Raw genomic sequence first — 13,184 nt, forward strand, 5'->3', positions numbered from 1 at the left:
TAATCATCATAAATAATTATACTGTTTAAGTTAATAAATTATTACAATAATTACAAATTTACGGGAATCAAAACTAAGTGTTTAATCATGAAAAAAGAAACGAATAATTTTAATTATAATGCCAAAAAGCCAAATAATAATGATATGGCAAAATCCCAAAAGGCGCTGGTTAAGACACTTTTGCCTGAGTCAACTATTCCTAACGTTAAATTGCGGGTTGTTCAAGAGTTAACAGAACCTGAGACCAAGATAAACCATTTGCCAGACCAAGATATCAACGTAGCAGATCAGCTTCTGGAACTGGTCAAAACTGAAAAAAAAAATCAGAGTAATAAAAATACTCTCAGCCGCCAGTTGTTGACAACGATTATGCCAACGGTATTGATTCCTCTGACTCTGGCTAGTCTAGTAAGTTACAGAATTGTTCACGACCATGACAAAGAGCGAAATAAATTACAGCAGCAGGAGCAAGCTCTAATTGCTGGTGAAGCAGCTAGCCAACTGATTAAGGATACCTTTACTGTACCAACCTTATTAGCGAGTAATCCTTTAGTCATCAATGCAGCTCATGCTAGTAGCAAAAGCGCACAACAGCAAGAACTTCAGAAACTGGCTATTGACGAGATTGAATTGCGTTTTCAAAACACAAAGCTCCTCCAACCCAATCCACAACTCAATCGTTACTTAAAGAGAATCGTCAACGATTTAGGTCTAGGGGAATTATTTGTCACTGACCGCTATGGGTACAACATTGCTTATAGTAATCTCACCTCTGACTTTGTGCAAAGGGATGAAGACTGGTGGCAACAAGCCAAGCGTCAAGGCCGTTGGGTCAGTGAACTGGACTTTGATGATTCAGCTAATGTCTTTGGTTTTGATCTAGCTCAGGCAATCAAGGATCCTCAATCAGGAGAATTTCTTGGGGTGATTAAAGCTGTGCTACCCATGAATCAATTAGAGCAACTGTTCCCTTATCTAGAACATATCGGATTGATGGGTTCCCAACAAGTGCAGCTGATAGACACTAGCCAAGGCATGGTAATTAGTACGCTCACCCCTCAAGGTAGTCTGGATGAGGAGGAGATCATTGGGGGTGAAGCAGTTTGGGAGATTGCTAAGTTTTTAGTCCAGGCACCGACCCAGCTAACTATTAATACTAAGCAAGACTTCAATCGCTTCAAAGCTAAGTATTCACTAAAGGAAGCAAGACTTTCGACCTATACGAATAAAACGGGAAAGCAGGTAAAAATTGTTTACTTCCTCTATAAAGATAAGTTCTATACCATTGTGACTAACCCACAAACGGATTGGGTATCCGTTGCTTCCGTGGACAAATCAGAACAGCAAAGCGCTGGTAATGAGTTAATCTTAGCGTTTGTCTTAATAGCCCTAGCCTTGGGAGCAGTGATTCTGGTAGTTGTTCTGCTTTTATCCCGCCGCCTATCTGCTCCTCTAAGTCAATTGTCTGATACAGCCAAGGAGGTGGCTGCGGGTAATTTAGATGCGATTGCTCAACCGAGTGGTACCACAGAAACCCAAACCTTGGCTCACACCTTTAATAAACTAGTAGCCCGGATTAAAGTTCTGGTACAAGACCAAAGCCTTGAGGCTAAGCGTGCTAAGCAACTCAAAGACATTACCATTCAGCTAACTCAAGCCCTTGACCTCCAAGAGATCCTGGATATGGTAGTGCGAGGGAGCCGACAAGCCCTGGATGCGGATCGAGTGATTGTCTATCGCTTTGATCCCAATTGGAAAGGTACTGTCATTGCGGAATCCGTGGCTGCGGGTTGGCCCCAGGCTCTCGGTGCGGAAATTGCTGACCCTTGCTTTGCAAAAAATTATGTGGATAAGTACATCCAAGGTCGAGTTAAGGCAACACCCAATATTTATGAAGCTGGTCTGACTCGGTGTCACCTGAAGCAGTTAGAACCCTTTGCGGTCAAAGCCAATTTAGTTACCCCGATTGTCGTTGAAGGGGAACTCTTAGGCTTATTAATTGCTCACCAATGCAGTGAACCTCGAACCTGGCAAGCTTCGGAAATCGATTTCTTAACCCAAGTAGCTAACCAAGTGGGACTAACCCTTGACCGGATCAACCTCTTGGAACGGCAAAGAATTGCTGAAGCCGAGCAACGGACTGCTAAAGAGCAGCTTCAAAAACGCGCACTGGAATTGCTGATGGAAGTAGACCCAGTTAGTAAAGGAGACCTCTCGATCCGTGCCCGTGTGACCGCCGATGAATTGGGAACTGTTGCTGATTCCTACAACGCTACCATTGAAAGCTTGCGGAAACTTGTGGTGCAAGTGCAACAGGCAACCAAGCAAGTTACCACCACCACTACTCAAGATGAAGCAGCGATTCGAGAACTATCCACAGAAGCCTTGCGACAGTCGGAGGAAATTACTGCAGCTTTACAACGAATTCAAGACATGACGACTTCAACTCAAGCTGTGGCTGCTAGAGCCTCTGAAGCTGAAGCTGCAGTTAAACAAGCGGCTCAGACAGTCCAAGCTGGGGATACTGCTATGAACCGCACTGTAGAAGGATTTATGGCGATTCGGGAAACTGTAGGCAGCACTGCCAAGAAGGTCAAACGCCTTGGGGAATCGTCCCAAAAGATTTCTAAAGTAGTTAACCTAATTAGTAATTTTGCAGCTCAAACCAACTTGCTAGCGTTAAATGCTTCTATTGAGGCAGCTCGTGCTGGGGAAGAAGGTCGAGGCTTTGCGGTGGTTGCGGATGAAGTGCGAGCCTTAGCCCATCAATCAGCAGAAGCAACCGCAGAAATCGAAAAAATTGTGGCACAAATCCAGATGGAAACCAATGAGGTGGTAGCTGCCATGGAAGCTGGTACTGAACAAGTGGTAGGAGGAACGAAACTGGTGGATGACACCAGGCAGAGTTTGAATCAAATCACTGCAGTAATGGTCAAGATTAATGAGTTGGTCGAAGCGATCGCTACCGTAACTGTTGAGCAAACTCAAGCAAGCGTTTCAGTGACTCAGACTATGACTAATGTGGCAGCGATCGCTAATCATACCTCCATAGAAGCTAATCAGGTATCCCACTCGTTTAAACAACTGCTTACAGTTGCCGAGCAACTGCAAGATAGTGTAGGCAAGTTCAAGGTGAGTTAGTGTTCTTAGTCAATTGTTAATTTTTTATTCTTAATTCTTAATTCTTAATTCTTAATTGCCATTTTCAAAGCAACTGTGATCTCAACAAGATTGACTGGGAATTCTATGGCTGTAACTCCTGAAATTTTTCAGTCACCCCGAGTTAGGCAATGGTGGCAACAATGTCCAAACCCTGGACCTCTTCACAACGAGAAACTACTGATTTTTAATTAATTGGGCGTATTCCATGACTCAAATCCCTCCTCATAATAACTCCCTTAAGGAGCACAATGGTCACCAGATTGATAATCATGATATTAAATTATCAGATAAATTTTCTGATAATTTATCTGATCAATTTTCTGATAATGGTCATACTGGCAGCCACCAAACTTTGCGCCTGTCAACATCTACCCTGAAAACTAAACTGGGTAAATCACTGCTACCACTACCCCAGTTAATCCAGTCAAAGATTGCACCAGCCCACAGACTTCCATCTTTATTTTGGAAATGGTTTTATAACCTGCCCATACAAGGTAAGCAGGTTCTAGCCCTGTTCACTTCAGAAGTGATCTCCGTGGTTGGCTTAGCAGGTGTGGGGGCTTTTTTGATTGTTACAGGAGGTCGTGCTCAATTAATCAACCAAGCCAAATCAGAATTGGCGGTTATGGATATTATCTATAATATCAAAATTAATCAGATGGGGTTTGGCTTTCGGGGACAATCTCACAATAGCGCAATTATTCAAGCGGTTCAAACCCATGCTCAAGGCAAACCCTTAACCCCCGGGTTGTTCAAACAAGTGAAAGATATTCTCCAGCATGAAATCCAGACTCGTCGGATTGAATATGCCACGTTGGTGGGAAAGGATCGGCGAATTATTGTCAATGCTAATGCTGATCGAACTGGGGAGTTTTTCGATCCCAATGACTTAGTCAGTCAGGTTCTGGAAAATCCTCAGCAAATTAAAACTAGTGAACTGGTCAGCTGGTCTGAGTTTGCGAAAGAGTCTCCCTTCCTACCTGCTGGCATTGTCCAGCAAAACAATCTCTTGATTCGCTACACCGTAACACCGATTAGAGCCACCGACACAGGGGCAGTTTTGGGAGTACTGGTTTCTGGGGATATTGTCAATGGCAAGCTGCCTATCGTCGAGGATACCCTAAAGTCTTTTGGGGGAGGTTATAGTGCGGTATATCTACGTCAACCCGATGGTCAATTCGCCTTGGTAACTGCCTTAGACCAGGGTAAAAGTACCAATTTAGCAGAAGCTCAACCGAATGTCTCCTTGCCCGATACCCCTTTCCTGAATCAAGCGGTAGCAGCTCAGGGTAATCCGATTACCAAACGCATCAATATAGGGAGGCAAACCTATACAGTCGCTGCCAGGACGCTAAATAATTTTAGTGGTAAGCCAGTTGCCCTTTTGGTAAGGGGAACCTCAGAAGCTCAACTCAACTTCCTCCTCACCGACAACCTACTGCTAAAGTTGGTAGTAGTGATCTTGGCTGTGACTGTTGATATATTACTAGCTATGCTGCTAGGACGAGCCATTGCTAAACCTATCCAGCAGTTGCAAAACTTAGCCGAGCAATTTGCTCAAGGGTCACGCCAAGTCCGAAGCAATCTGATCACTAAAGATGAGATCGGTAAGCTAGCCAGGACGTTTAATGAAATGGCTGAGAATGTTACCAGTCAGGAAAACCTGATACGTCGAGAGGCAGATCAGACACAAGTCATTATTAACCTTGCTGCTACCCCCATGTACAAATCTCTCGACCTCAAAGGTGTCTTCCAAGAAGCGGTGGAAAAAGCTCTCAATCAATTGAATGCCGACCGGGTAGTTATCTACCGCCTGAATCCTGATGGTAGTGGCTACATTGGATTCGAGACAGTTCAACCCGGTTGGCCCACAGCAATTAAAAATATGGTTGAGGATAGGATTGAGAATAAAATTGAAGATGCTTGTATTCCACACCAGTTGCTTGATGGCTACAAACATGGGCGTGTCATTGCCACCAACAATGTCTTTGAAGCAGGTTTCCATCCTGACCACGAGAAGTTGATGGAACGATTGCAAATCAAAGCCAATTTAGTGACACCAATTGTCCACGGAGAAACACTTTACGGCTTACTTATTGCTCATCATTGTACCGCCCCACACCAGTGGCAAGAGTCTGAAATCAGTTTCCTGACGCAGTTATCTCTTCAGCTGGGCAATGTTATGGAGCGAGCCATGTCCTTAGAAAAAATGGAGGCAGCCCGCCAAGAAGCAGAAAATCTTGCTCAGGAACAGCGCCAGATCAAAGAGGAGCTGCAAAAGCGTGCTCTAGAACTGTTGATGGAAGTAGAGCCAGTTAGTAAAGGAGACCTCACCATTCGAGCCCAGGTGACTGCCGATGAATTGGGCACTATTGCCGATTCCTACAATACTACCATCGAAAGCTTGCGGAAACTTGTACTGCAAGTGCAACAGGCAAGCAAGCAAGTAACCACCACCACTAGTCAAGATGAAGCAGCCATCCGAGAGCTATCCACAGAAGCTTTACGACAGGCGGAGGAAATTGCTAATGCTTTACAAAAAATTCATGACATGACAGTCTCAACTCGCTCTGTGGCTGCCAGTGCCTCTGAAGCCGAAGCCGCAGTTAAACAAGCAGCTCAAACGGTGGAAGCTGGGGATGCTGCTATGAACCGCACTGTAGAAGGTTTTATGGCGATTCGGGAAACTGTAGGTAGTACGGCTAAGAAGGTCAAACGCCTTGGGGAATCGTCCCAAAAGATTTCTAAGGTAGTCAACCTGATTAGTGGCTTTGCTGAGCAAACTAATATGTTAGCCCTCAATGCCGCTATTGAGGCTGCTCGTGCTGGGGAAGCCGGTCGAGGCTTTGCGGTAGTTGCTGATGAAGTACGAGCCTTGGCCCATCAATCGGCGGAGGCAACGGCGGAAATTGAAAAGCTGGTAGCAGACATTCAGGCGGAAACCAATGAGGTGGCAGCTGCTATGGAAGAGGGAACTGAGCAAGTGGTAGTTGGGACTAAACTGGTGGATGATACCCGCCAGAGTTTGAATCAGATTACTGCCGTAACGGTGAAGATAAATGAGTTGGTCAAAGCAATTGCCATCACAGCTGTTGAGCAAACCCAAGCCAGCGAATCAGTGACTGAAACTATGACTGACGTAGCAGAGATCGCGAATAGAACCTCCACAGAAGTCACCCAAGTATCTAACTCCTTCAAACAACTGCTCAAAGTGGCTGAGCAACTGCAAGATAGTGTGGGCAAGTTCAAGGTGAGTTAGTGTCGTGTCATTTTAGTCATTAGTATTTTGTTAATTACCAATTATCAATTACCAATTACCAATTACCAATTACCAATTTTATGTTGACCAATGACCAATGAAGAACCATGGCAACTCACTCTGAGATCCAAGACCAAGCCTATCAGTTTTTTATCGAAGAGGCACCAGAGCTGTTGCAACTGATCGAGACAGGCTTACTGACTCTCCAGCAAGAACGAACCACGGCTAAGATCCACGATTTAATGCGAGCCGCTCACTCCATTAAGGGAGGTGCTGCCAGTGTTGGGCTAGAGGCAATTAAAACCTTGGCTCATCGTCTCGAAGATATCTTCAAGGCTTTCTACAGCGAAGAGGTAGAACTGGATACTGAGCTAGAAAGCTTGCTGCTCAAAGCTTATGACTGCCTCCGCAATCCCCTCATCCAGCAAATTGAGCAAGGCTATTTTGACCCAGAGCAAGCCCTAGCCAGGGCTCAATCCACTTATGCCCAGATTGAAGAACGACTTGGTGATGCCCTAACACAGGTTGATAACTACATTCCTAGTTCCGGTGACTTAGGTATTGATATTGTATCCTCTATTTTTGAGGTTGATGTGGCTCAGGGACTAGAACGTCTTGCTGCGGTTTTAGCCAATCCCCAAAATTATGAGGTCGTGGGGGAATTAAAGGCACAAGCAGAGGTATTTGCTGGCTTTGCCGAGTTACTGAACTTGTCCGGATTTGGAGCGATTGCCCAAACGGCTGTAGCGGCAGTAGAGCAAAATCCCCACCAAGTCTTGAAAATTATTGAACTGGCTCTAGCTGATTTTACAACAGGACGAGCTGCTGTACTAGCAGGCGATCGCACTCAAGGGGGAAATCCCTCGACTGCTCTAGTGGCTTTAACAGAAGCCCCTGCCGCTCCAGCTAATGACATCACAAATAGTCTAAATACCACCTCTGAATTTGAAGATATCTTTAGTGACTTTAACCTAGGCGAAGCAAGCAATTCCTTTGAAGACTTTACCTTATCCGAGCAAACGGCTACCCAAGCATCCCAACTGAATCCACTAGCCGAAGAGACTTTCGAGACCTCACCCACTGTTGCCCATCAGGAAACTGACCTAGATCAAGCAACTGAAGACAAACCATCTTGGAAGGTTACCGACTCAGCTGATGTTACTGATATTTTTAACAACTTTAACCAATATCAACAGAGCTTACTCTTTGAAGACTTTGCTCTAGCCCAGGAAACCACTGCCCAGCAGCCCCAAGTGAACCTGCCAGCTGAGGAAGTTCCTCTAACCCCACCGATTCTTGCTGATCTCAGAACTAGTGACTTGGGGCAAGCAAGTCTTGACCTACCATCTGATCAATCTACGCCTTCAGAGGATCAAGTTAACCCAGTCCAAGAAGCAGAAGCATCTTTCCCAGAGGAAACCATTTCCCCGACCGCAGAAACTGTCCCAGGCTCGAAGCAAGACCTGAGTAAATCTAAGGCTGACCCTACCCCAGGATCTAAACCAGTAGCGAACTCGCCCAATCCATCAAGCACTGCTTCTGCTCCCCTGAAGAACTCATCCCTAGAGGTACCAAAAACCCTGGAAGCCGCTGTGGAAAAGATTGAACAAATCTTTGAAAGCCTGCCACCGCTCCAGGATATGCCTAAAGCAGATGTTCCATCACCACCAACGTTACCAGCAGCCGCATTCTTAGCCAATGAATTAGCTATCAACCAAACCACTCAATCGGCTAAATCCCAGCAGCATCAACCTACTCGACCTAATCAACCTACTCCTAAGCCGTCAGAGCATCCCAGCCAAAGTCCAACCTCTATTTCCCCTGAGAGTTCAGTCCGGGTGAACTTAAAGCGACTAGAACGGATGAACAATCTGGTAGGGGAACTAGTGATCAACCGCAATAGTATTGGCCTCCAAAATGAACAATTACAAGTAGCAGTGCGGGAACTTACCCAAAGATTTGACCTTTGTCAAACCATTGTTAGTCAATTACAAGACTTATCTGATCAGAGTCTAGCGAGTGCCTCAAGTGCTGGATCAATGGTCTCAAATCCTAGCTTTGCCTCCCTTAGTAAGAATGAGTGGAATCAGCAAGAAACAAATTCTGTCCGTGAGAGAAACTTACCCCAGCAATCGGTAACGTGGTCAGGCCAAAAGAGCCTAGAGAGTGAGTCAGACCCATTGAACAAACCCCTGTTTGATTCCTTGGAAATGGATAGCTATAGCAACGTCCATTCTTTGATCCAAGGACTACAAGAAGAAATGATGCTACTTAAAGAAGCGGTGGGGGATATAACCCTATTTGCCCAGCAGTCTGATCAGACCTTGGAACAACAGCGGCAAATGCTTTCTCAGCTACGAGACGAGCTGATGTGGGCGCGGATGTTGCCTCTGGGTCAAGTACTCAACCGCTTTCCCCGGGCTTTACGGGATCTTTCTACCCAACACCACAAGCCAGCCAAACTCAAGCTTTCTGGTACAGGGGTTTTGGTAGATAGAGCAGTGCTGGAAAAACTTTATGACCCCTTACTACACTTACTCCGGAATGCTTTTGATCATGGCATTGAATCCCCTGAAATTCGGCGGAAACGAGGTAAATCAGAGCAAGGACAAATTGAAATTCGGGCTTACCATAAAGGCAATCAAACCATCATTCAAGTTAAGGATGACGGTGAAGGTCTCAATATTGAACGCATTCGTAAGCAAGTATTGGTCAAGGGATTGTTGTCAGCCAAACAAATTGCTAAAGCTCCTCCATCCCGCCTGTTAAAGATGATTTTTGAGCCAGGATTTTCCACCGCAGCTCAAGTCAGTGAACTGTCTGGTAGGGGAGTAGGTTTAGATGTAGTACGCTCTCAAATTCGAGCTCTCAAAGGTAAAATCTCTGTCACCTCATCTCCAGGTAAGGGTACAACCTTTACCCTACGCCTACCGTTAACTCTAACCATTGCTAAATTACTAATTGCTACAGTCGGTCCAATTGTTATCGCTTTACCATCAGACAGTATTGAAGAAATTGTGGTTCCCAAGGGGGATCAGATGCAAAAATCTGGGACAAAACGGTTTTTGCTCTGGCGCGGACAAATGCTTCCCACTTATACCATGTCTGATCTTTTGGAATATAACTGTCCAGTCAGGGAAACCACTCCTAGCAAAGCTTTAGTCTATGTCCCCACTCCTGAAGATTGGGCATTACCTCTGGTAGTAATGCGTCGAGAGCAGCAGGCTTTTGCGTTAGAAATCGATCGCGTGATCACAGAGCAAGAGCTAGTGATTAAACCCTTTGGCAAAGCCCTTGCGGCTCCCAGTTATACCTATGGTTGTACCATCTTGGGGGATGGTAGTTTAATTCCGGTGATAGATGGTAACGCCCTGCTAGAGCAATTTTTAGCTCAAAGCCAGGAAGAGACTAAACCGAGAACCTTGTCCAATATACTCGAAGCTACCACTAAGAAAAAGTCATCGGTTAACCTGACTCAAACTCCTGCTAAAACTTCTCCACTTCCCACAATTTTAATTGTGGATGATTCTACAGGTTTACGACGAACCTTGGCTATGAGCTTGCAAAAAGCGGGTTACCGAGTTTTACAGGCTCGGGATGGACAGGAAGCCTTGGAACAATTGCGGCAAAGTTCCAAAGTCCAGATGATAATTTGTGATATTGAAATGCCGAATATGAACGGTTTTGAGTTTCTTGGTCAACGTCGCCAAGACCCTCAGTTATCAAAAATTCCTATAGCAATGCTTACATCCCGTAGCAGTGAAAAACATCAGCGTTTGGCAATGCATTTGGGTGCTAACGCTTACTTTACTAAACCTTATATTGAACAAGATTTTATTGGAAAAATCAAAAACATTATTGAACAAAGTAAATCTGAATTTTAAGTATTAATCTATCAGCTAATGTGCTAAGCGCACGCTAGGCGAACAGCTATCAGCCATTCCTAATCAGCCTTTAGCTCAAAGCAATAAGCAATTAGCTTCTTGAGGGGTGTCCACGACTAATCAGTTACTTGCACCCAGATCCTTGAATTATCGTGCATCATTATACTTTTAATCCTAAGTTGACAAACTTAGTCTGGTGAGTTATTTCAAGTCTGGTTGAATACCCATAATTAGAGGGAGGGTGGGAAGTGTGGGGAGATGGGGAGATGGGGAGATGAGGAGATGAGGAGATGGGGAGATTTTTATTAAGGGTAATTATCTTGACATGTAAGCATTCAGCCGTCAGCCGTCAGCTAAAAGCTCACGCTACTTGAGGTGCCGTCAGCCGTCAGCCGTCAGCATTCAGCTGACGTAACAAAGATTAAACGAATGCTTACTTGTTTTATTTAAAAGCTCAAAGCTGAGAGCTGAGAGCTGAGAGCTGAGAGCTGAGAGCTGATAGCTGAATGCTTACCTTGACATGATATTACTCCATTCAATTCCTATTGCTTCCAAATCCTGATCATAAGACTTGGAATCTTTCATCATTCATACTTCTTTAAACACGATGAATTCGACATCATGAAAAATAACTTAATTTACTCCCAGCTTAATGATAATTATCTATCGCCAAATCAGAATGCTACATCATTATTGAAATTAGTGGTCTTTAGAATAGACAACATCAATTTCGCATTTCCGATTGAGTGTGTAAAAAAAGTAATTAATTATACAACTGTTTATAGCAGTGGACTCAATGATATTGGCATTGCCCATATCGATGATCAGGAAATTCCTATTATCGACTTGCATCGCCGGTTATTTAAATCTAGCCAAATCAACACTTCTAACCCAGGACGTTTCCTGCTGATTGCTCAAAATACGAGGGGTGAAGGATTTGGTATCCCTGTACTCAAAACACCGAATTTGATAGAGGTTTCCGTGACTGATATTCGTACCCTACCAGAGTCTTTTCGTCAAGCTGATACCCTAGGAATTGCTAGTCATGTTGCGGTGATTCCCCAAGAAAATACATCTTTGACAGTCTTTTTGCTAGATGTTAATCAATTGCTGCCTTGGATTTCTGAATAGGGAAAAGGTGAACAGGGAAAGGGAAAAGGGGTGAAGCATTGAGGAATCAGCAATCAGCTATCTTCGCCCCTAGCTTTATGGGATGGGGATAGTCCCAGTGGATGAGATTTCTGTTATACTTCAAATTATGTAATGGCTATCTGCCAGAATTAAAGGTTAAGCGGGAAGTCCCGCGCTCTATCCGTGCTTGATGAGCTTCCTATGGGAGAGCCTTTTTCTGGGAATTGTGCCAAGAAGTTGTTAGCATCAAAAACGCGCTTTGTCGATAACCAAGTCAAAAAACCTTGTTGCCAAAAAACCAACCAAGCAGAATCATCGGTCTTAGCGTCATCCGCTCTTATGCCCCACATCTCAATGCTACGCCATGACTGTGGGATGAATGGCGGAGAGGAATTTTATCGTCTATACTGAAAATAGTAGGGAACACAAATTAAGAGCTAACCGCCACCTACTAACTTAAAATCGAACTTTTTTTTTGTACTGTTCCGGTGGGTCGGGGCATCCCGTATCGTTAATAAAGCTTGCCGTTCGCGCCCCGCGTGGCCTACGGCCTTGTATCCTAACCGATGGGTGGAGTTGGCAAGAAGCCCACACTGAACTCAAAGAGTCAGTGTGGGAGTATGTCACCACTATAAGGGTGAAGTAGAAGCAGTTGGAACAAGTATCCGACAAAACGCATCTAGAGATAAGATGTAGCATAGTAAGTCTTATCTCCAGCAGTAGGACTGATGGCGAGTCCCTCTGATGTGAAACAAAACGTTTCTATTCAGTCTAGCTCGCAGCTATATAAATTAATCTGCCAGAATCCCCTAGCTTTAGCGATGGGGAGTCGTCAATTTCCAGCAGTACGACCTAAGAGTATAGTCAAAGGGTGCTGCTAATTTTTAATATATGGTGTTTCCCAAAAAACTGATTAAGGGCGGCTCTAAAGTATCTAAAGTTATAGATTTACCTAAGTATGGTATACGCTCCATTCTTGCTAAAGGGGTGCAGATGGACTTCCAGTCAGGACAAAACCGTGTTCAAGTCCTCAAAGGAATAGACTGGGAAGTCAAACGTGGTGATATCCAACTTTTAATGGGACCGTCTGGCTCTGGCAAGACTACCCTTTTGTCAATATTGGCGGGATTACTGACCCCGACACTGGGAAAAGTCTATTTACTGGGTCAAGAAATTACCAGTATGTCTAGAACTAAGCTGGCAGAGTTTCGACGGGAACACATTGGCTTTATTTTCCAACACTTCAACCTATTTCCGGCTCTGACAGCAGCAGAGAATGTGGAAGTTGTGCTAAACATTAAGGGAATTCGGGGGGTAAATGCTCGACAGCAGGCAAAAACGTTATTAGAGCAGGTTGGTTTAGAGGGGAAAGGACATCTTAGACCGAGTGACTTGTCAGGGGGACAGAAGCAACGGGTAGCAATCGCGCGGGCTTTAGCTAAAGAGCCACCGCTAATTATGGCAGATGAGCCAACGGCAGCCTTGGACTCTCACAGTGGTCATACAGTCATTGAGTTGCTGCGTCGTCTGGCTAAGGAAAAAGGCTGCACAGTGCTGATGGTAACCCACGATCCTCGTATTATCGATGTAGCTGACCAAGTGTCTTATATGGAAGATGGTATGTTGAAGGTTGAAGGTTGAAGGTGGAAGATTGAAGGCGATGGACGAAGTCCCGCTTTCAGCGAACGCGTGGCCTTTTGGCCAAGGTTGAAGGCGATGGACGAAGTCCCGCTTTCAGCGAACGCGTG

General features: G+C 44.8%; 6 protein-coding genes. All 6 read left to right on the plus strand.

Annotated elements, in window-relative coordinates:
- Positions 1–87 precede the first annotated feature (87 nt).
- The 6 genes from F6J90_RS32975 (at position 88) to F6J90_RS33000 (ending at position 13,077) form a co-directional block, all read left to right on the plus strand.
- Entirely contained in the window at positions 88–3,141 is a 3,054-nt protein-coding gene (locus tag F6J90_RS32975; RefSeq protein ID WP_293103750.1) for a methyl-accepting chemotaxis protein, read from the plus strand.
- Between the two features lie 226 nt (positions 3,142–3,367).
- Complete coding sequence (locus tag F6J90_RS32980) at positions 3,368–6,421, plus strand: methyl-accepting chemotaxis protein (protein WP_293103753.1); 3,054 nt, start codon at positions 3,368–3,370, stop codon at positions 6,419–6,421.
- A gap of 107 nt (positions 6,422–6,528) precedes the next feature.
- A complete protein-coding gene (locus F6J90_RS32985; protein ID WP_293103755.1) occupies positions 6,529–10,305 on the plus strand; it encodes a response regulator in 3,777 nt (1,258 codons plus the stop codon).
- A gap of 621 nt (positions 10,306–10,926) precedes the next feature.
- Positions 10,927–11,436, plus strand: a complete 510-nt coding sequence (locus F6J90_RS32990; RefSeq protein WP_293103758.1) for a chemotaxis protein CheW — start codon at positions 10,927–10,929, stop codon at positions 11,434–11,436.
- A 201-nt stretch (positions 11,437–11,637) separates the two neighbouring features.
- Positions 11,638–11,847 (plus strand): hypothetical protein, encoded by a 210-nt coding sequence (locus F6J90_RS32995; protein ID WP_293103761.1) that lies wholly within the window; start codon positions 11,638–11,640, stop codon positions 11,845–11,847.
- Positions 11,848–12,327: 480 nt separating this feature from the next.
- Complete coding sequence (locus tag F6J90_RS33000) at positions 12,328–13,077, plus strand: ABC transporter ATP-binding protein (protein ID WP_366513956.1); 750 nt, start codon at positions 12,328–12,330, stop codon at positions 13,075–13,077.
- Positions 13,078–13,184: the final 107 nt, after the last annotated feature.

Source organism: Moorena sp. SIOASIH (assembly GCF_010671925.1).
Taxonomy (GTDB): domain Bacteria; phylum Cyanobacteriota; class Cyanobacteriia; order Cyanobacteriales; family Coleofasciculaceae; genus Moorena.